The 22356-nt window shown below is 32.6% G+C and carries 18 protein-coding genes; 13 read left to right on the top strand and 5 right to left on the bottom strand.

From position 1 onward, the window contains the following. Positions 1-159 precede the first annotated feature (159 nt). A complete protein-coding gene (locus tag IJL02_RS10830) occupies positions 160-324 on the top strand; it encodes a hypothetical protein (RefSeq protein WP_292816294.1) in 165 nt (54 codons plus the stop codon). On the opposite strand, the gene IJL02_RS10835 is transcribed toward IJL02_RS10830, so the two are convergent. After that, the gene (locus IJL02_RS10835; protein ID WP_292816296.1) at positions 317-982 is read right to left on the bottom strand and encodes a DsbA family protein; all 666 of its coding nucleotides are present in this window, start codon (positions 980-982) and stop codon (positions 317-319) included. The two genes, IJL02_RS10830 and IJL02_RS10835, sit on opposite strands and share 8 nt — an antisense overlap. A 277-nt stretch (positions 983-1259) precedes the next feature. On the opposite strand from IJL02_RS10835, the gene metK reads away from it, so the two are divergent. From metK to IJL02_RS10860, 5 genes are all read left to right on the top strand, one after another. Next, positions 1260-2426: a methionine adenosyltransferase gene (gene metK, locus IJL02_RS10840; protein ID WP_292816298.1), complete on the top strand. Its 1167-nt coding sequence runs from the start codon at positions 1260-1262 to the stop codon at positions 2424-2426. A 176-nt stretch (positions 2427-2602) separates the two neighbouring features. Beyond that, on the top strand, positions 2603-5839 hold the full coding sequence (gene ileS, locus IJL02_RS10845) for an isoleucine--tRNA ligase (RefSeq protein WP_292816300.1): 3237 nt from the start codon (positions 2603-2605) through the stop codon (positions 5837-5839). A 10-nt stretch (positions 5840-5849) separates the two neighbouring features. Next, positions 5850-7991 (top strand): phosphoribosylformylglycinamidine synthase subunit PurL, encoded by a 2142-nt coding sequence (gene purL / locus IJL02_RS10850; RefSeq protein ID WP_292816302.1) that lies wholly within the window; start codon positions 5850-5852, stop codon positions 7989-7991. A 21-nt stretch (positions 7992-8012) separates the two neighbouring features. Next, a complete protein-coding gene (gene glp / locus IJL02_RS10855; protein ID WP_292816304.1) occupies positions 8013-9230 on the top strand; it encodes a gephyrin-like molybdotransferase Glp in 1218 nt (405 codons plus the stop codon). Between the two features lie 16 nt (positions 9231-9246). Then, complete coding sequence (locus IJL02_RS10860; RefSeq protein WP_292816306.1) at positions 9247-10377, top strand: site-2 protease family protein; 1131 nt, start codon at positions 9247-9249, stop codon at positions 10375-10377. Between the two features lie 52 nt (positions 10378-10429). Here the strand turns inward: IJL02_RS10860 and IJL02_RS10865 are convergent, their stop codons facing one another. After that, entirely contained in the window at positions 10430-10843 is a 414-nt protein-coding gene (locus tag IJL02_RS10865; RefSeq protein WP_292816481.1) for a ferritin family protein, read from the bottom strand. Positions 10844-10882: 39 nt separating this feature from the next. After that, a complete protein-coding gene (locus IJL02_RS10870; RefSeq protein WP_292816308.1) occupies positions 10883-12109 on the bottom strand; it encodes an FprA family A-type flavoprotein in 1227 nt (408 codons plus the stop codon). Positions 12110-12386: 277 nt separating this feature from the next. Here IJL02_RS10870 and IJL02_RS10875 point away from each other — a divergent pair, with 277 nt between their 5' ends. The 3 genes from IJL02_RS10875 (at position 12387) to IJL02_RS10885 (ending at position 15193) form a co-directional block, all read left to right on the top strand. Beyond that, the gene (locus IJL02_RS10875) at positions 12387-13418 is read left to right on the top strand and encodes a tyrosine-type recombinase/integrase (protein ID WP_394357497.1); all 1032 of its coding nucleotides are present in this window, start codon (positions 12387-12389) and stop codon (positions 13416-13418) included. 218 nt (positions 13419-13636) lie between these two features. After that, positions 13637-14923, top strand: coding sequence for an ATP-binding protein (locus tag IJL02_RS10880; RefSeq protein ID WP_292816313.1), 1287 nt, complete (start codon positions 13637-13639; stop codon positions 14921-14923). Positions 14924-14974: 51 nt separating this feature from the next. After that, positions 14975-15193, top strand: a complete 219-nt coding sequence (locus tag IJL02_RS10885; protein ID WP_292816315.1) for a hypothetical protein — start codon at positions 14975-14977, stop codon at positions 15191-15193. A gap of 174 nt (positions 15194-15367) precedes the next feature. Here IJL02_RS10885 and IJL02_RS10890 read toward each other — a convergent pair whose 3' ends face one another. Together IJL02_RS10890 and IJL02_RS10895 are read right to left on the bottom strand one after the other, a co-directional pair. Beyond that, complete coding sequence (locus IJL02_RS10890) at positions 15368-16825, bottom strand: hypothetical protein (protein WP_292816317.1); 1458 nt, start codon at positions 16823-16825, stop codon at positions 15368-15370. Next, positions 16826-18994, bottom strand: a complete 2169-nt coding sequence (locus IJL02_RS10895) for a class I SAM-dependent DNA methyltransferase (RefSeq protein ID WP_292816319.1) — start codon at positions 18992-18994, stop codon at positions 16826-16828. Positions 18995-19780: 786 nt separating this feature from the next. Here IJL02_RS10895 and IJL02_RS10900 point away from each other — a divergent pair. Genes IJL02_RS10900 through IJL02_RS10915 form a run of 4 tightly spaced genes read left to right on the top strand, consistent with a single transcriptional unit; the run spans position 19781 to position 22339 of the window. Further along, positions 19781-20107 carry a helix-turn-helix domain-containing protein gene (locus tag IJL02_RS10900; RefSeq protein ID WP_292816321.1) on the top strand — a complete coding sequence of 109 codons (327 nt, stop codon included), beginning with the start codon at positions 19781-19783 and terminating at the stop codon, positions 20105-20107. Positions 20108-20109: 2 nt separating this feature from the next. Next, a complete protein-coding gene (locus IJL02_RS10905) occupies positions 20110-20835 on the top strand; it encodes an ImmA/IrrE family metallo-endopeptidase (RefSeq protein ID WP_292816324.1) in 726 nt (241 codons plus the stop codon). Further along, positions 20828-21388, top strand: coding sequence for a hypothetical protein (locus IJL02_RS10910; protein WP_342765188.1), 561 nt, complete (start codon positions 20828-20830; stop codon positions 21386-21388). Before IJL02_RS10905 ends, IJL02_RS10910 begins: the two co-directional genes overlap by 8 nt. A 3-nt stretch (positions 21389-21391) precedes the next feature. Continuing rightward, positions 21392-22339: an HNH endonuclease gene (locus IJL02_RS10915; protein WP_292816328.1), complete on the top strand. Its 948-nt coding sequence runs from the start codon at positions 21392-21394 to the stop codon at positions 22337-22339. Positions 22340-22356: the final 17 nt, after the last annotated feature.

Consider the following 22356-nt stretch of genomic DNA (forward strand, 5'->3'; position numbering starts at 1 on the left):
ATTAGTTTAAATTCAATATATTAAACTCACCAGTTACTATAAATAATATGCCTAATTTAGACAAAGATATTGGTCAATTAATGTTCTGTTAATGTTGTGTGATAAGTTTTGGAAGATGAATCTCTTAATACGACAATATCTAATTTGGTAGGTGGAAATATGAAAATTGTTGAAGATTATGCTCAAAGAGTTGCTCAACAGAAAGTTGATGAATCAAAAAGAAATATTGTAATTAGTTTGGATAAAGAAGGTTATGGTATTAAGGATATTGCTAGGATTGCTGATGTTAGTTTGGATTTTGTCGAAAAAACATTATCTAAATAAATGTCTTGTCCTTAATCTCGCCACTTTCAAAATCTTTCAGGGCAATTTCAAACTCTTCGTAACTAAACACTCCCGGAATTATCAGCCTTCCACCATCTTTCTCTAAAATAAAACATGGTGTAGCACTTATTCCATGTGAAAGCGCCTCTTCCATATCAAGGAAGCATTCTATATTGTAATAGTTGTTTTCAAGTATTTTTTTAGCTTCGCTTTCTTCAATTCCACATGAAATAGCTATTTCGGTTAAAACTTTAATGTCAGCAATATTCTCGTTTTTTACAAGGTTTGAATAGAATATTTCCTCTACAAGTTTTAATGTAAGTTCCGGATGCATATTTTGAGCAAATTTGGATAATCTGAGTGCGTCTTTAGAGCTTGTAAGCAGCATGTCTTTGTAATTGATTTTTAAACCGTCATCTTGTGCTGTTTTTTCTATTTCTGCAATCTTGCTTTCAGCTTCTTTTTTTGAAACATTATTTTTTTCGCAATATCTCTCGGTAGTGCTGATGGTTGGTCTTTTCCCGGCTTCAGATTCAAGCTCAAAAGCTTTCATCTCCCATTCAGCATTAATATTTTGATTTTCAATAGCTTTTTTAATTCTTTCAAGTCCGATATATGAATAAGGACAGTTAAAATCAATTAAATAAATTATATTCATTTTTTATCATCTTTTTTCTTTGATTTGTCTTTTTTAGCTACTTTGTATAATTTTACAAAGTTGTCCACAGTTCTGATAATTGTATTGTATTTTCTGTAAAATCCCATATTATTAATTTTAGATATTATTTTATATCAATTTTTTCAAGTTAATGAAATTCATTATAGTATTTAGATTTTTAATAATTTTTATATAATATTTAAGATAAAATTTATAATGAATATTCGATTATATTCTTAAATATCATAATAATTTAACATTGACTATTGGTGAAAAAATGAATGAAATAGCTAGGACATTTACATCAGAATCAGTAACTCAAGGACACCCTGATAAAGTTGCAGATATTATTTCTGATGCTATATTGGATGCTTACATGGCACAGGATAAAAATTCACATGTTGCATGTGAAACCTGTGTAACAACAGATTTTTGCATGGTATTTGGTGAAATTACTTCTTCAGCACATATCTCAGAAGATGAAATTGAAAAGATTATAAGAGATACAATTATTGAAATTGGTTATGATAATCCTGATTTAAAATTCGATGGTCATACCTGTAAAGTTGAAAACAGACTCCATGAACAGTCTGCTGACATCAATCAGGGTGTGGACCGTGGAGATGAAGAAACCGGAGCAGGCGATCAGGGAATGATGTTCGGTTATGCAACTAATGAAACAGAATCATTAATGCCTTATCCTATTGATCTTGCCTGTAAATTGACCAATAAATTAACTGAACTTAGAGAAAGCGGTGAAATTCCATATCTAAGACCTGACGGTAAGGCACAGGTATCTGTAAATTATGACGGTGACGGCAATGTTGTTTCACTTGATGCAGTAGTGCTTTCAACTCAGCATGATGAGTCAGTATCCGACAATCAGGAACAGCTAAAAGCTGATATCCGTGAAAAACTCTTTAAGGCAGTCATTCCAGATGAACTGATGAGTGAGGATACTAAAGAACACATTAATCCAACCGGTAAATTCGAAATTGGAGGTCCTCACGGTGATGCAGGCCTAACCGGCCGTAAAATCATTGTTGATACTTATGGAGGATATGCCCGCCACGGTGGAGGAGCATTTTCAGGTAAAGACTGTACCAAAGTAGACAGAAGCGCATGCTACATGGCAAGATACATTGCAAAAAACATTGTAGCTAGTGGACTTGCGGAAAAATGTGAAATTCAGCTTTCTTACGCTATTGGTGTAGCTGAACCGACTTCAGTAATGGTAGATACCTTTGGAACTGCTGCAGCAGATGTTGATTTCGATAAAATAGTTCGTGATAACTTCAAATTAACTCCTGATGGAATTATTGAAACATTAGGTTTAAGGGATGCTACCTACAAGCAAACAGCTAAATACGGTCACTTCGGTATTGAAGGCCTTCCTTGGGAGAAAACCGACAAAGCTGAAGACTTGAAAAAATACATTAACTAAACCTTTCCTCATTTGAGGAAAACTTTTTCTATTTTTTTAATTTTATTTCTTTTTCAGTTACTATTTTTTTTAAATTCATTATAATTTTTGAAATATTCAGCTTTTGCAATAACCTTTATTTATAATCTTTAACAAAAAGATACATATTATAAATCATTAATTTTTGAGGAGTTACAATGCCAATAAAAGAGGCAGAAAAATCATACGATCACGATAAAATAGAAAAAAAAGTTCAAGAATTCTGGAAACAGGAAGATACTTTTAAAAAAGTCAATGAACTTAGAGAAAAAGGTCCTAGATACTCATTTTTAGACGGACCTCCATATTGTAGTGGAAAAATCCACTTAGGTACCGCATGGAACAAAGTCATTAAAGATTCATATCTCAGATACAAATCTATGAACGGTTTCAGCTTAAGAAGACAGGCCGGATGGGATATGCACGGACTTCCGATTGAAAATAAGGTAGAACACCTGATGGGCATTCAGTCAAAACAGGAAATTGAAGATACTATTGGAATGGCTGCTTTTGTAGATAAGTGTAGGGAATTTGCTATTGAAAATAAGATAGCTATGGAAAAGCAGTTTGACCAGTTGGGTGTTTGGATGGATTGGGAAAATCCGTACATGACTTTAGATCCAAAATACATGGAATCTTCATGGTGGACTCTCAAAAGAGCTAATGAGCAAAATCTGCTTGTAAACGACCAAAGAGTAATAAGCTGGTGTCCTCACTGTGGAACCGCTCTTGCAGCGGCTGAAATAGAATATGAAGAAAAGGTCGATCCGTCCATATTCATTAAGTTTCCAGTAACCGGTGAAGAAAATACCTATTTCCTGGTTTGGACAACCACTCCATGGACACTTCCTGCAAACATGGCAATCTGTGTAAATCCGGAATTTGATTATGTTTACGTTTCAAAAGATGGAGAAACTTATATTTTGGCTGAAAATCTGATGGAAGACGTATTGGGAAAACGTATTAAAATCCACAGAACCAAAATCCCTGCTGAAAATGAAGATGAAGAAGACAAGGTCATAGAAGAAAAAGAAGTGATGTATGAAGTCATCAAAACAGTAAAAGGTGAAGATTTAATTGGAATGAGCTATGACTACATTTTAATGGATGAAGTTCCAATCCACAAACAGTTCGATGAAATTGATGCGGTTCACAAAATACTTCCGGGAGACCATGTAGAACTTGGTGAAGGTACAGGTTTGGTACACACTGCACCAGGACACGGTCCGGACGATTTTGAAGTGGGTAAGGCTAATGATATACCAATATTCTGTCCTGTTGGAGAAGACGGATGCTTTACTCAGGACGGTGGAAAATACGTCGATAAATTCACTAAAGATGAAAATCAACAAATCATCGAAGACCTGCAGGCTAAAAACTTAATGTATCATGTTGATACCATTGAACACAGATATGGAGTTTGCTGGAGATGTAAAACTCCGATTATCTACAGAGCAACCAAACAATGGTTTTTAAAAGTAACAGACATCAAACAAAAAATGTTGGATGAAATTGAACGTGTCGAATGGGTACCTAAATGGGCTGGAGAAGGCAGATTCCATGACTGGGTTGACAATGCACGTGACTGGACCATTTCAAGGCAAAGATTCTGGGGTATTCCGATTCCTATTTGGGAATGTCCTGACTGCGGTGAACTGAAAGTGATAGGTTCTCTTGATGAATTGAAATCAGAGTCCCTAAATGAAATCAACGTTTCAGACTCAGAGCTTATTCACAGACCGTATGTGGATGAAGTTCTTGTAAAATGTGATAAGTGCGGTCAGACAATCAAAAGAATTCCTGACGTACTGGACGTATGGATTGACTCAGGTGTAGCCGGATGGGCATCATTATATTATCCTGAAGAAAAAGACAAATTCGAAGATTGGTTCCCGTATGACTTCATTACAGAAGGTCATGACCAAACCAGAGGATGGTTCTACTCACAACTAGGTACAGGAGTAATTTCAATGGGTAAAAGCCCATATCAAAAAGTACTGATGCACGGATTCGTATTGGATGAAAAGGGTAATAAGATGTCAAAATCTCTTGGAAATGTTGTATCTCCTGAAGAAGTAATTGAAAAATATGGAGCTGACGTTTTAAGATTCTACTTATTATGGGCTTCAAAACCATGGGACGACTTGAAATTCGTATGGGAAGAAATCCTAAATATTAACAAAATGTTTAACATATTATGGAACGTATACGTATTTTCAACAACTTACATGGCATTGGATAACTTTAACCCAATGGGATTAACCGAAGATGACATGATTTTAAGGTCCGAAGACAGATGGATTATTTCCAAAGCCAATACCCTTGTAAAAGAGGTTGGCAAAGATTTGGACAGTTTATTCTTCCACAAGGCAACCAGAAAAATCAATAATTTCATCCTTGAGGATTTAAGCCGCTGGTATGTAAGGCTTATCCGTGGAAGGACTTGGGTTGAAAGCGATGACCCTGACAAATTGGGTGCTTATTACAGTTTATACACAGCACTTGTTAAATTAATTTCAGTTTTATGTACAATAGCTCCTCACATTTCTGAAGAAATCTATGAAAACCTTGTAAAAGGAGTTAATCCTGAAGCGCCTGAAAGCATTCACATGAATGACTGGGGTTATGATGAGGATTCAATAGATGCCAATCTTGAAGCTAAAATGGACGTTGCCCGTGAAGTGATTGAAGCGTCAATAAGGGCAAGGGATATGGCACAGTACAAACTCAGATGGCCTGTTTCAGACATCACTGTCGTATCTCAGGATGAAGATGTTTTAAATGCTATTGAAGAGTTAAAAGACATTATTAAAGACCAATCAAATACCAAAGATGTTTTATGCGCTAATGAATTTGACAAATTGTCATTCATTGCAAAACCTAACCTTAAGATTTTAGGTCCGAAACTTAAAGGAGACATGGGCAAGGTTGTAGGCGGCCTAAAGGCAGCTGACGGTAATCAGATTAAAGCCGATTTGGATGCAAACGGCAAAGTTGTCATTGAAGGAATCGAATTGTCACCTGAAGAGGTACTGTTCGATTCAGAACTTCCGGATGACTTTGTATCATCAGAATTTGAAGGCGGAAACGTATTTGTAAATACAAATGTCACTTTGGAAATCAGACAGGAAGCTATGGCTCGTGAATTAATCAGAAGAATTCAGGACATGAGAAAAGACATAGATCTTGACGTTGAAGCCAACATCAGTGTGGATGTGGAAACTTCAACAGAATTCAAGAATCTGATTGTACCTCAATGTGAATTCGTATCTCATGAAGTAAGGGCTAATAGTTTAATTATAACTGACAGTGAAGAATGCAGTAAAGACTCTAAAGATTATACCAAACAATGGGATATTGAAGGAGAAAAAGTAGTTATTTCAATTAAAAAATAAGGGTGTTAAGATGACTTTAGCTGATTCTGAAATTGAATATATTGAAGGAATCCTTGGTAGGCAAATGAATGAACTTGAAGAAGGAATGCTTGACGTAATGTTTTCAGAACATTGTTCCTACAAAAGCAGCAGACCGTTTTTAAGGGCGTTTCCTACCGAAGGGGAAAATATTATTTTAGGTCCGGGAGACGATGCCGGACTTGTAAGCGTAACTGATAAGTATGCATTAGCTGTAGGAATGGAATCTCACAATCACCCATCAGCTATTGAACCATATGGTGGAGCAGGTACTGGTATCGGTGGAATATTAAGGGATATTATTTCTATGGGAGCAATGCCAATAGCACTCTTGGATTCACTTAGATTCGGACCGCTTGAAGAAGATGAAAAATCAAGATACTTATTTGAACATGTAGTAAAAGGAATTTCCGATTACGGAAACCGTGTAGGTGTTCCGACAGTTGCAGGTGAAATAGAATTCGATGAATCATTTAGAACAAATCCGCTTGTAAACGTAATGTGTGTGGGTCTTGTCGAAAAAGACAAAATCGTTCGTGCAGAAGCGCCAAATATCGGGGATGTATTCCTTTTGATGGGAGGAACCACAGGCCGTGACGGTATTCACGGTGTAACATTTGCATCAGAAGAGCTAACATCAGACTCCGAAACTGAAGACAGACCTGCAGTACAGGTGGCTGATCCGTTCACCAAAAAAAGAGTTCTCGAAGCTTCACTTGAAATTTTAGAAAAAATAAATGTTAGCGGAGTAAAGGATTTAGGCGGTGGAGGCCTAACATGCTGTATTTCAGAACTTGTAGATTCATCTCAAAACGGTGCATTGGTGGACTTGCGTTCAATTCCTTTAAGGGAAACCGGAATGACTCCATATGAAATCATGCTTTCAGAGTCACAGGAGAGAATGGTATTCGTATTAAACCCTGACGACGTCAAGCTTGCACAGGAAATCTGCGATAAGCATGAAATCGTATCATCAGTAATCGGTGAGGTAATTGAAGGAAACAACATGATTATTTCAGATGAAGGTGAAGAACTCGCTAATCTGCCAACAATTCTTTTAGCAGATCCGCCTTCAATCGACAGACCTTTAGCAGAAATTCCGGAAGATACACAAAAAATAGAACTTAAAGAGCCTGGAGTCTATAAATCCTTACCAAAATTATTATCTTCTCCTAATATAGCTTCAAAAGAGTGGGTTTACAAACAGTATGACCATGAAGTTCAGGTAAGAACAGTTGTAAAACCTGGTGATGATGCAGCGGTATTGAGAATTGATGATGAAACTGCTATAGCGCTCACTACCGATTCCAACACTATTCACACCAAATTATCTCCATTTGATGGGGCTGCAGGTTGTGTTGCTGAAGCTATCAGAAATGTCATTTCAATGGGTGCAACTCCATATGCGGTTGTGGACTGCCTTAACTTTGGAAATCCTGAAACTCCGGAAATATTATGGCAATTTAAAACAGCAATTGAAGGAATGGCTTTGGTTGCAGAAAAATTCAATGCTCCTGTTATAAGCGGTAATGTAAGTTTTTACAATGAAACTGAAGGAATCAAAATCAATCCAACTCCCGCCGTTGGTGTAATTGGTGTTGAAAAGATTGAAAATATAAGGACTATGGACTTTAAGAATGAAGGAGATAAGATTCTTTTAATTGGTAAAACTTATGATGAGCTAACAGGTTCTGAATATCACAGAACCATACACAACCTTGAAGTGGGAACTGCTCCAAGAATCAGAATTGATGAAGAAGTGGCTAACGGTCAGACTGTATTAAAACTAATCGATGAAGACAGTGATAAAAATATTACTGCAGTTCATGACGTTTCAGCCGGAGGTCTTGCAGTTGCACTTTCAGAAATGGTAATTAAATCTGGTTTAGGTTGTGACGTTACATTAACTGATGATGAATTAGATAAAATCCAATTGCTTTACTCAGAAAGTCATGGAAGATATCTATTGACTGTAAAAGCTGATGCTTTAGATGAAATATTGTCAAAAATCGATGTTGAAGTGCAGGTAATCGGTGAGGTAAAAGGAACATCATTAAATGTTAACGGACATGAATTTAGCTTTGATGACTTAAATGATGCATATCATGGAGTAATTGAAAAATACATGGCTTAAATAACTTGGGGGAGTTTTCACATGTTTTTATCAAAATTAGATTCTTTAACCGATGCTTTAAAATTAATCAATGACAATCAAAAGTATTGCGATATCGAAGAGATATCAATACATGACTGTCACAAAAGAGTATTGGCTGAAGACATTAAGGCTTATCATAACTCTCCACCTTTTGATAAATCTGCAATGGATGGTTTTGCAGTAATTGCAGAAAATACATTTGGAGCATCACAATCAGCTCCTAAGCAGTTAAAAGTTATAGATGCAATTGGCGCAGGAGATTTTTCAGATAAAAATGTTGGGGAAAATGAAGCTATTGTAATAGCTACAGGCGCTCCAATTCCTGAAGGTGCCAATGCAGTAATCATGAAGGAATACACTACAACTGACGGGGATGACTTAACAATTTACTCTCAGGTCACTCCAGGAGAAAATGTCAGCCCAAAAGCGGAAGACATTAAAAAGGGAGAGATTATTCTTTCAAAAAACACTTTTATTAGATATCAGGAGATGGGATTAATTGCATCTGCAGGTTATGATAAGGTAAAAGTTTACAAAAAACCGAAAATCAAAGTAATTATAACAGGTAACGAACTTGTTGAACCTACTAAAGAAGAGATAGACAAAGCAAAAATTATCAATTCCAATCAGTTCACGATTAAGGCAATGATTGAGGATTCAGGGGCAATCTGTGATATTTCACATGCAGGCGATACATTTGATGAAGTCAGGGATGCAATACTTGAAGCTTCAAGAGATTATGATGTGATAATGACTACTGGAGGTACAGCTATCAGTAAGGGAGATGTAGTGCTTGATGTTGTTGATGACATTGGTGAAATATTATTCCACGGTGTTGCAATAAGACCTGGAAAACCTATTGGTGCCGGAATTGTCAATGATAAAATGGTATTTACATTTTCCGGTCAACCTGTTGCGGCCATGACTCAATTTGATATTTTTGCAAGAAAATACCTGTTTGAAATGCAGGGAAGACCATTTGATTTCAGTATTGTCAAAAAGGAATCTCAGCTTAAGGTGCCTTCACAACTTGGAAGGACAGATTTCATACGTTCTTTCACTGATGAGGATTATACAAGGCATGTCCTGAACAGGGGTTCTGGCATAATTAGGTCAATGGTTGAGGCTAACAGCTATATCATCATAGACGAAAATGATGAAGGATATCAGAAGGGCGATATAGTTGATGTTGTCTTCTTTGATTCATTACTTTGGTAAGTAAAGAGGCATTTTAATGAACGGTATTTATTATTATTTGATAGCCTTTGTTATCATCTGGATATTGGCTTTAACATTACGCGGGAGATTGGAAAAATTTGGTGTTGAAACTAACTTTCCAGTCATAATGTGGAAAACCAAAAGACTGCGTGGGCTGATATCTAGAATTTCTAATTTTTCACCGACATTCTGGAGATGGTTCATGAATGTTGGTATTGTTGTATCATTTGGAGCAATGATATTTATTACATGGACATTAATAAGTTCAATACCGTCTGTTTTTGAAACACCTGCAGTATCTATTGTCATTCCTGGCGTGGAAATGCCCGGTTCATCAATATACATTCCATTTGCATATGGTCTTTTGGCACTGGCAAGTGTTTTGATAGTTCACGAGTTTTCACATGGCATTCAGGCTATTGGCGAAAAAATTCCAATCAAATCAATAGGATTATTACTGTTTGCAATTCTTCCTGGAGCTTTTGTCGAGCCTGATGAGGACGAATTAAAAAAAGCTAAAAAATCATCACAGCTTAGAGTTTACGCTGCAGGGTCTGTTGCAAATATTTCCTTAGCTATTATTGCACTTTTATTGGTATCATTAGTATCAGCGGGAATTCCAAATTACTTTGCTGAAGAGGGTATTGAAATAGATAGGATTGTAGGCGATTCTCCAAGTGAAGGTATTTTAAAGGAAGGAATGATTTTAGAAGAGATTGATAATCATAAAATAACTAATTCTACAGATTATACTGCTATTGTCAGTTCTTTCACTCCGGGCGATAATGTGACGGTCAAAACAGATCAGGGCACATATACGATTACACTGGGTAAAAATCCAACCAATGAATCCATAGGGTTCTTTGGAATTCAGGCAAATAAACATTTCGTGTTAATAAACGATAGCTTAGGTCCGCTGCCTTGGATTTTATTTGAGCTTGCTGAGCTATTTGAATGGGTATTCATGCTGAACCTTGGAATCGGCCTGTTTAATCTGCTTCCGCTTAAACCGTTGGATGGAGGACACATGCTTGAAATATTGCTCAGATATAAATTGTCTGATGAAAAAGCAAAGTCTATAGCAAACGCATTATCTGTTGTAATGGCTATAGTAGTAGTATTCAGTCTGGTTGCTGGTTTTTTATAGTAAAAAAAAGAATAATATGAAAGAATATAAATTCTTTCAGGTTTTAAGGCGTTTAGAAGTATCTTTCTAAAATTCCTTCTAAGATTTTGTAGTGACGACCTTCGTCTTTGGAGCTTTCACGGAAGAAATCAGCTGCGGTTTCAATTCCGGCTTCTTCAGCTTTATCAGCAGCTTCTCTTTTTTCAGCGTTAGCCATTTTTTCTCCGCCCATCATCCATTCGATGTTAGCTTTGAGGTCATCTTTAATGATTCCGTTCATTTCACAGAATCTTGCAGCATGTTCAGCTTCTTCCCATGCTAATCTTTTGAATACTTCAGCTAATTCCCCATAACCTTCTCTAGAAGCTTGTCTGGACATAGCTAAGTAAATACCTACTTCGTTAGTTTCGCCTTCAAAGTTTCCTGCAACATAGTTTTCTACAGGAGTGTCTTTAGTAATTCCGATTTTATGTTCGTATTTTACCATAATAATCATTCCTTTATTATTGATATTGATTTTTTTAATTTATAATTCTTTACATGCTTGAGCTAATTTTTTACCTAACTCATAGCTTGCTTCTTCTTCATCCGCATTTGGAACAAATGTGATTTCCTGAGTGTCGATTACATCAAATCCGCAGTTGTTTAATTCTTCAGCAAGCATTGCAGGTGTTCCACCTTTTCCGCCCATTGAACCAAAGGTAACAGCTTTTCTTACAATGCCTGTTCTGTTGAATAAAAGACCTTTTAGATAGTACATTATGTCTCCAATACTTGGGTATGGCACATCGTTGATTGTAGGGTCTCCAACAGCAATTCCTTTACTGGTTAGAATACTTTTGACGATTTCAGATCTTTCATCTTCGTGCAGGAAGAAGATTTCAACATCGTATCCTTCAGATATTGCACCTTCAGCAATTTCATGAGCCATTTGTTGGGTAGAGTAGTGCATGGTATCGTAGATAATGGTAATTTTATCTTCACATACTCCTGTTGCCCAGTTTTGGTATGCACCAATTACTTGCATAGGGTCGGTCCAGATTTGACCGTGTGATGGTGCAATCATTTTAATGGAGTCTAGTAAGCCTAATTCCACAACTTCATTTAATTTTTTAAGCACTAATTTTGAAAGTGGTGTAATTAAGTTTGCGTAGAATTTTTGGGTAGCATCCATCAATACGTGTTCAGGGATTTCATCAGAGAATCTTTTGGTGAAACATAAGTGCTGACCGAATGCGTCGTTAGGGAATAAGATACCGGTTTCATCAGCAAGCAATGTAAACATGCTGTCTGGCCAGTGTAATAGGAATGCATCCAAGAATGCTAAGGTTCTTCCGCCAACATCTAAACTGTCACCAGTTCCAACAGTAATGAATTCTGCACCTTCAAGGGAAGGGTAGTGTTTTAAAAGACCGTTTACAGCAATTTTGGTACAGTAAATTGGTGCTTCTGGGAATCTTTTGTGTAAGTCCACTAAAACACCGGAATGGTCTTTTTCAACGTGGTTTTGGATGATGTAGTCAACTTTTACATCTCTTCCTTCTTGTGCGAATGCATCGTCGATACGTGCCATCATTTCTTTTGTTTTTCCTGGATAAGCATTATCGATAATTGCTACTTCATCTTCTCCAAATACAATGTATGCATTGTATGTGGTTCCATCTAAGGTATATCCGTGGTAGGATCTTAAATCCCAATCGAGTACACCAACCCAGTATACTCCATCAGCTATTTTTTGTGCGTTAGCTTTCATTTTAAAATCTCCTTTTTTAAGTTAATTCTTTACGAATTAATAATTATTTGTGTTATATTATTATATATAATTTTGTTTTATACGAACAGTTTCAAAAGTTCTGATACTTATTAGTATTCAACCGCTCTCTCTCAAGATATTATACCTATGAAAAATAGAGGTGTTAAGTATGATGAATGACGAGCTATTAAAAAATTTTTCAATAAGCTGCAACCATGCGCAGGGTACATTTTTCAGCTATGAACTTTCGCTGAGAAAGTACTGCGAGTATTTTGGTATGAACTTAAAAGAGCTTCTTTATGAAGCTGAAGAAGATGAAAATAATGGAGTAAAATGGAAACATAGTCGTTTGAAAGCGAAATTGGTCGAATACAGACATTACATGTATCAGCATTATGCTCCAGGAACTGTGAGAAAAGAGATGAACTGCATCAAGTATTTTTACAAATTCTATGACATAGAGATACTGTCACTGCCTAAAATCAATGAAAAGAGCATTCAAAATCCTGCTCCGATATATTTCAAGGACTTGCCGGATAAGGAAGTAATTAGGGAAGCATTTCAAATTGCATCTCCTCTAATGAAAGCTATAATATTGTTTTCCTGTTCCAGTGGTTGTGCCAGAACCGAAACATTGAGCCTGACAATTGGAGATTACATTGATGCATTATCTGAATATCTGCCAAAAAGGGATATGGATATCTTTAATGTAATCGATTATCTCAACGGTGTTGATGATGTGGTTCCGACCTTTAGCATTTTGAGGAAAAAGACAAACAAGTATTACCTCACATACTGCAGTCCTGAAGCTGTAAAGGCTATTAATGCATATCTGTTGTTGCGTGATAAACCGTTGACTAATGAAAGTCCACTGTTTAGGATCAGTAGGACTTACATGGTGCAATCATTTGAAATGATCAATGACACTTTAGGTCTTGGAAGGGTTGGAAAGTATCGCAGATTCAGAAGCCACATGCTTCGCAAGTTCCATGCATCAGCATTGTATAATAGTGGAATGAGCTTGGACAAGGTCAATGATTTGCAGGGAAAGGCCAAAAACAAAACAGATGCTGCATATTTCATGACAAACCCTGACGATTTGAAATATGAATATATCAAGCATCTGCCGGCAGTAACAATCAATACTGATGTTGAAAAGCTATCCATCAAATCACCTCAGTTCATTCAAATGGAAAAGGAAAATGAATCATTAAGATTAGAAGTAGGTAGCATGAGAAATGAAATGGAGGAGATGAGAGGTTTGAAAAAAGAACTTTTAGGCATCATAAACATGATTGGTGAAGGGTAATGTTATTGATATAAATAAGTAATGGTGATAGCATTTGGCATGTGTTGAATGCTATCAACATAATCTTATAAATCCATTATTTTACAATGAGCCATTTATGATGAAAAGTATAAAACAAACTTGGTGAAAAACATAAAATTTATAAGATGAAAAATATAAAATAAATTCAATGAAAAGTATAAAATAAAACTGGTGAAAAATATAAAAAAGTGATTAAGATGAAAAAATATTTACCAAGATATACAGACCAGGAGCTGAAAGAATCTCTGGAATATATGGGTGCTGTACTAATAACTGGTCCAAAGTGGTGCGGTAAGACCACAACAGCCAAACAACAATGTAAAAGCCTAAAAGAATTACAACATCCTGTTCATGGAAAATCTTACTTAAAACTTGCAGACACCAATCCAATAGAACTCCTAAAAGGTGAAAAACCAATGCTGATTGACGAGTGGCAGATGGCACCGGAGCTATGGGGTACTGTTAGATATTTGGTAGATGAATCAGATGAAGATGGACTGTATATTTTAACCGGATCAACAATAGTTGATGAAAGCAAAATCGCACACTCTGGAGCCGGCAGAATAAAAAGAATTGTAATGCGTCCAATGAGCCTATATGAAAGTGGAGAATCCACAGGTGAAATATCTTTAATGGATTTATTTGATAATGAGGATTTAAACATTGATGGAGTAACTTCAAACTTAACAATACCTGATTTAATTTTTGCTGCCTGCAGAGGGGGCTGGCCAGAATCACTAAACAAAAAAACCAAAAAACAGCAATTGGCAATCGTATCAAATTACATAGATATAATATGTAATAGTGACGTTTCAGAAGTGGATGGAGTTAAACGCAGTCCACAAAGAGTAAAAGCTATTCTGAAATCCTACGCTAGAAACATATCCACACTAGCAACTAAAAAAACACTAATGAAAGATATAAAAACAGAATATGAAGATATTTCATTACCTACATTCAATTCGTATATTGATGCTCTTGAAAGGTTATATGTCATCCAAAACATTCCTGCATGGTCACCAAATATCCGCTCAGCAAATACCATCAGAAAATCTTACAAAAAAGAATTCATTGATCCATCAATAGCCGTAGCAAGCCTTAACCTAACACCTGAAAAATTGCTTAAAGACTTCGAAACATTTGGATTCATATTTGAAAACATGTGCATACGAGACTTGCTAGTTTATTCAAGTTCAGTCAATGGTGAAGTGTTATATTACAATGACGACAGTGGTCTTGAAGCGGATTGTGTCATATATCTAAATGATGGCAGGTATGCATTGATAGAATTTAAATTAGGCAATCGTGAAATAGATAAGGGAGCAGAAAATTTGCTTAAGCTAAAAAAATTGATCAGAAAAAGTGTGGAAAACAAAAAGATTGATTTGGAGGAGCCAAGTTTTCTAGCAGTGATAACTGGTGGTGAAATGGCCTACACTAGAGCTGATGGAGTGAAAGTTATTCCAATAGGATGTTTGAGATAAATGTTTGATTGGAATGGGTATATGAATTAAATTATAAGGAAGGTGTTTAATTTGAAATATTCATCAAAATTAGAATGGGAATTCCTTCAAAACGATATTGATCTTATAACTTATAAAATTATAAATGAAGTTCCATTATATTCAATTAAATCTTGTGACATTAAACGGGGAGAAAATTTTGAGATAATTTTGGATGTTAATTGTGGATTAAATTCTGAAAATCAATCTTTTTTTGATAATGGATTTTTTCTAGATGAAATCATATCGTGAAATTATAAAAGTTAATCATTGTAAAATAAAACATAAAACATTTTCAGTAGGCGAAAACAGTGGATATCATTTTATATTCAATGATAATCACATTGAATGAATATACAAAACTCATGATTTAGAAAATGAAGTGTGTTATATAAAAATATATTAAATTTGTTAAAGGAGGTATTTTTAGAACATATAGTTGATTTCAATATTTTTGTTTTCATATAATTGTTCTACACAGTTATCTAAAACATTTTTTTGTTTATTTAACATGATATATAAATCAAATATTCCAGCTTTTTCACTCCAAATTTTATCGTATTCTTCAAAGGAATCAGTTTTTGAGTTTAAAAAATCCCATCCCTGTTTATTGTAATACATGTTCTTAATTTTTTGCTTAATTTCAATATTAAATTTTGGAAATGGGATTTCAATAAGATTATATTTCTTTATTTCTTTCATTTTTGAACCAATACTTATTTCACCGAAATATTCACGATATATTGGATGATTCAAAAGTACAATAAATGTAATTAAATCAATATCATCATAATTTTCTATACGATAAAATCCTTGATTATGATGGCCTTTCCCAAAAAGAGAATAATCATAAAATGAAGATATGCCTACATATTTGCCACTTTGGCCATCTAGTTTTTTAGAAGTTCTATTGATAATTAAACAAGCATTTTTATTGAGATTATTCTTACCTTTAAAATTAATAGAGCAAGGTTCTATATTTAATCCGAATTCACTTATATAAGATGGGATTATCCATTTATATTCTAAATTATCTTGTGAAGGTTCTGATCTAATTTTTGGTGTATTTCCACCTTTTAAATCTTGAGGGTTTAATAAAAAATATCCATTTTCATAGGATTCAATTAAGTTTCGAATATATATGGATTTTTTAGAGTAGTAACCAGAGTCTAATCGTTTAATAGATACTAAATCTGAATATGTTGGATAAATATTTTTTATATTATCAAAGTTGTTAAAATTTAGTAAAGATGAAATAAAATCATTTAGTGAATTAATTTTCTCTTTAATTAATCTTTCTTTTAAAATTATGGATTTCATAATATTTTCTATAAATTTTATAATATTTTCGTCGTTATTTTTAGGCAAAGGAATGTCAAAATTTAAATAGATGTCTTTAGCATGAGAAATTGTAGATCCACTTGCCACATTATATTCAAAATTTTTTTTAAATAAATCATGTTGTAAAATAGAAAATACATAAAGGGGATGTTTGCAGGAGAGAGCATTAATGCCTGAAGATAACATAAATCTTGGGTAATCTTTATCTAAAAATGCTACATTACCTAAAGATCCATCCTTTACTATTAAAATTTGATTCATTTTTAAATCATGATTTTCAAAAAATTTTTCAGGTATTCCTACAGCAGATTTTTCATCAAATAGAAGGTTATTCTTGTGAATATTTGCAGTTCGTATGAATTGAAATTTTTTATCATGGATATACGCAGCACTGCCTACTTCACTACCTTTTTGTATTGGGCATATTAGGAACTCTGATAGTTTTGCTGAATTTTCATATTTCACTTCACGATTTTCATATAATTTAGCAGACAATGAATAATTATTTTTTGAAATATCATTAAAATGAATAATATTTGACATTTAACCACCAAATACTTTTTTCAACTCTTCTTCTTGGCTATTAATCCATCTACGAAACTCTTTAATTGTACTTGTGAATTCTTCATCTTTAACTAGTTCGCCTGTGAATTCATCAACTATATATTCATGATTTTCGTCTCTTTTATAATTGTAATTAAAATGAGCAACACGGTCTTTAATTTTAATATCATATCCTACTTTATTAATTTTTTTAGTAAAAATTTGATAATTATTTTCTTTTAATTTTTCTAATTCTTTTATTGGTGGCTTATAAGCAATTACTAGGGAAGTATTAACATTTGTATCTGCAAATACTCCTTCAGGTAGGTCAAATAACGCAACTATTCGCATATGATCTATTAACCATTCTCTTGCAAATTTATAGTTATCAACTCCAACAATGGAGTTTGAAAGAACAATTCCCATTCTACCATTTTCGTCAAGAATGCGATATGCATTTTCTAAAAAAATTAAACCAGGATCAATTTTTGCAGTTCCACTTTTAGGTTTTTTCATTATATTCCATAGTTCATATAATTCTAAATTATCTTTTCCTATGTCTTTTTCAGTGTAACTTCTTTTTTGTCCAAATGGGGGATTTGTTAATACAATGTCAAATTTTTTTAATGATGTTTGTGTATTCCACTCATCCCAATTACCATTTTTATGGAGCTTAGGGTTTAATTTAACTAATTTGTTCATATTACTGAATTTTTCAGTCACTGAAGATCCTTTTTCAAGATTTGCATTTCCATCTCCATTTAATAACATGTTTAATTGAGAAAGCATCACCATTGATTCATCATTGTCTACACCATATAAATTATTATCATTTAACTCTTTATTAGAATATTTATAAGATATAGCTAAAAAATCTGAAATTCCAGCAGTTGGATCAATAATTGATTCATGGGTTTTTGGATTAATGATTTCAGTTAAAAATTTTATTATGTCAAGTGGTGTTACAAATTGGGCATTTTCTTTTTTGGAAAATTCATTGGCAAATTTGTAAAAAACAAGCTGATATAAGTCATTATTATCTGATTTAATAAACGAATAATCTTGTAATTGGTATACAATTTCTCCAATAACTGCAACATGTTCTTGTTTGTTCCAAACAATTGTTTCATCACTTTGAGGTTTAAGAACATGTTGATACTCAGAGGAGGCATCTTTATATAATTTTTTCATTCTAGTTATAAATGATTGAATATTATCATCATCTAAATCCATTGTACTTCTTTCATACTCAGTTATATAGAATTGGAGAATTTTTCTCTCAGAGTTAGTTTCATGAAATTTTAAGGAGGTATTGTATTTTTCACTATATCTTTCATCATAAATTTTCAACGCAATCATTTGTATTAAAATTTCATATCCTCTTTGATTATTTAAAGAATATTGATCCATTATTTTTACAATACTTGAAATATTATCTCCTAATAATTGTTGATTATTTCCAGAAATTATATCTAAATCATTTACTGTACGGTTTTCTATATCTTGTGAATATTTTTGTTTTATTTGTTTAAAATCTGGAAATTTTATATATGGGTCAAATTTATCTAATGATAGTCTTTCGGAAAGGTTGTTTGCATCAACATTATTTAAAATGTCATCATAACGAATAATTTCTTCGTCTTGATTTTTAAATAAAAATAATTTTCCAGTATCATATATTGCACCTTTAATATTTTTATCATCTGATATTTTCATATATGGTTTTAATTGGTTGTTAAAAACATCTAGAATATTTTTTGAATTTTCTTTTTTTACTTCTATGACGAATATTAAATGGTGTGTAAGCCAATTTAAAGAATCAGGATTATTTATCTTATGCCATTGTTCATAATGATAAACCCACTGTTTATCATCAAAAATAGCAATATCTATTTTAACATTGGCTGAATTTTTATTTCCTTTAGGAAATTCAATTTCGCATCCCATATAATCTTTAGAATACATTCCACTATTGACTAATGAATAAATGAGTTGTTGTCTATAATATTCTTCATTGTGCGAACCGTCATTTTTTAATAATCCGACTTCTTTGTCACGTGTTAAGTGAAATGGGATAATTGAAACGATTGTTTTAGCATTTCTATAGATTGAATCAAATTCTTTCTTGTTTTTACTGAAATCATTTGAAATAATAACTCCTCCAATCAAATTTTCATCCTTGCTTAAATATTTGTTATAATCTTTATTAAGGTTATTTATAATTATATTATTTTAGAAAATTATTGGTAGAGAGCATTTGATAAATAATATTGAAACATTATAATGATAAATTATATTTTAAGTTAAAGTTATAAGTGTATTTTAATAAGTTAAGGTAATTTTATTTAATTTAATTTCTTCTATATGGAAGTATTAATCTAATTTATTCTTAATTTACTTATTCTAGTTTAAAATATTCTCTCGAAACATTTAAATCATATACTTCATTAAAATTACCAATTAGAACTTCATAGGATTATCACTTTGAAGTATTTAAAGAAAATAGTAAAAAAAGTATTTATTATTATCATCAAGCATAATTAATAGATATAATTCAATTTAACAATTAAAAGCAATATTTATAATATTAATCAACCAATAGTTTTTACCAAAGTTTAATCATATTATGTAATTTCATTCTGCGGAGGACCATGTAAAATTCATTTCGTTTTAGATAATAGAAGAATTCCTATAAATTTTATTTTTTGATTTTTTTTATTATTAATATTATTTATAAAATTATTTTAAAATTATTTAACTAATATTTATTGATATATATTATTTTAATTAATTTTATACTTTAATTAAATGATATTATTTTATTTTATGCAATTCTAAGTATTATTGTTCTTATTGAAATTAATTTTACATATTAATTATAATTTTGTCATATTTTTAATGGAAATATTTATATATTTTTTAGTACAAAATAGTAAATACTAAAGGTGGATTATCATGAATGAAATTGTAGGAAAAATTTTAAACGAATTAAGGAGGGAAAATGGATATACTCAAGAACAAGTTTCTAGTTATTTGGGAATTACTCAAAGCAACCTTTCTAAAATAGAAAATGGCGATAGAAACTTTAACATGACTTTGCTTGATAAATTATGTTTATTATACAATTGTTCTCCTGAATATTTATTGGGAGAAGAAGATTCACATGAGAAATCAAGTATAGCATTTCGAAGTGACGAAAAGGTGGATTTGAACGTAGTTGCAAAAATGAATGAAATTACAGGATATTTAAAATTACTAAGAAAACTGGATGGTGACAAGTAAACATGAATAGCGTTGCATTAGCAGAAATGTTAAGACATGAATGGGGCGTTGAAAGCTTTACTTCAATAAATATACGCTCTTTAGTCTATAATAACATAAGGAATTTAACAGTACTTTGGTTTCCAATGAAAACCAACATTAGTGGATGTTGCTCAAAAACAAAAGACGACAAAGTGATATTCATCAATACCAATCATACCATTGGAAGGCAAAACTTCACACTTGCCCATGAATTATACCACTTGCTTTATGAGGATATTGAAGCCTTTATCGTTTGTGGGATTAACAATAATAGCCAAACTGAAATAAATGCAGATAACTTCGCATCAACATTATTGATGCCGGATAGTGCCTTATACTGGTTTAAAAATAAAAACCAAATTGAAGACTGGACACTTGAAGACGTAATTAAATGTGAACAACATTATCAGGTCAGCCGTTCTACCATGCTTGTACGTCTTAAAAAAATGAATTGGATTAGTCAAAATCAATTTGATGAATATGGAGTCAATATAATACGTGAAGCTGACAGATTAGGTTACGATACTAGCCTTTACAAACCATCTCCAGAAAATCAGAAATATTCCTCAATAGGCGAGTTAATACGCTTAACCGAAAAGGCATATGAAAATGAAAAGATAACTGGTGGAAAAAGAAGGGAAATATTATTAAGGAGTTTTAGAAATGACATCATTCATAACTCAAATGAGGTGAATGACCTTGAATAAACCGGTTTTCTATGATACTGACTGTTTAGAATGTTTTTTATTTGTAGACGCAGGACATATTTTAGAAAAGTTATTCTCTAAAATCGTCATTCCAGAACAAGTGTATACTGAACTAATGGATGATAACACTCCACCCATTGTAAAAACAAATTTTAAAAAATTAAAAGAGGGATTTATAGAAACAAGAGAAATACCTTTCACATCTCAAGAATACAGTACTTATAAGTTAATTGAAGGTGGGTTTTGGAGTCAAACTGGTAAAGTTTGCGGAAAGGGTGAATCAGCAGCAATGGCATTGGCTCACCTGAATAATGGAATAGTAGCAAGCAACAATTTAAGTGATGTGGAAGAATATATTGAAATCTTAGATATAGAACTCATAACAAGTTCAATGATTTTATCCAAAGCATTTGAAAAGGACCTTGTCAGTGAAAATACTGCAAATGGATTATGGAAAGAAATGATTAACGAAGGTATTGATTTACCTAAAAATTCTTTTAAGGAATATTATGATGAACTTTACGAAAGCGATTGTGAAAGATTTTTAAGGTGAACGATGAAGAAATGCATAATTTGTAATACTGAAAAAGAAGACGATGAGTTTAATATTGAACATGTTATTCCTGAATCTGCAGGGGGTTCTTTTGAGATTGATACTGTTTGTGAGAAGTGCAATAGTTTATTCGGAAGCACGATTGATAATAATTTTTTAGATAATTTTTTTGTTAAAGTGTATTTGTCTAAGTTTGATATTAAAAATAAAAAGGGTAAACTTCCAAAATTATGGCCTAAATTACCTACAAGAAAAAATCCTAAAATTAAAGGTATCCCACAATATAATCCATATAATAATCAATTTCAAGGTTGGAAATATAATAGTGCCATAATTGATTTAAATGGAAGTAAACATTTAGTATTTGATTCTGAAGATGAAATTGATGATGTTTTACGTGACTTTTCAGATACTGAATTGGATAAGGATGAAATTAGAGAAAAATTTTACAATGGAGATTATTTAGAAGAACATCAAGAATTACCAATAAATTGGATTATTAAGTTAGATGATTTATTTTTCGAAGCAATTAAAATAGCTTATGAGTTTGCATCATATGTAATTGGTGATGATTATTTGGATGATTCATTTGCAGTTGAGTTTAGGGACATATTATTAAATTCTTCAAAGTACAATATGGAGGATATAGAAAAATACTTTTTCAATTTTGACTGTGAAGAGTCTCCTTTTGATGGAACACTTCATAGTATTTTTTTAATGAGGGTTGATGAATCTCTAGTTGTATCTATTAGTTTATTTAATTGTTTTGTATTTTCTATTGAAGTTTCTAAAAATTTAAATTTAGTTTCAGATAATCTATTTGGTTATTTTTTATTAAATAATCTTGATGGTTCAATTTCAGAGTATAATGTTACAAAGGATAGTTTAAAAATAGTTGAGTTATATAATCGGTTAAAATCTAAGGAAAATATTAATATGGACATGATGTGAGTGAAACTCTATCATTT

This window comes from Methanobrevibacter sp. (assembly GCF_017427765.1).
GTDB lineage: Archaea > Methanobacteriota > Methanobacteria > Methanobacteriales > Methanobacteriaceae > Methanocatella.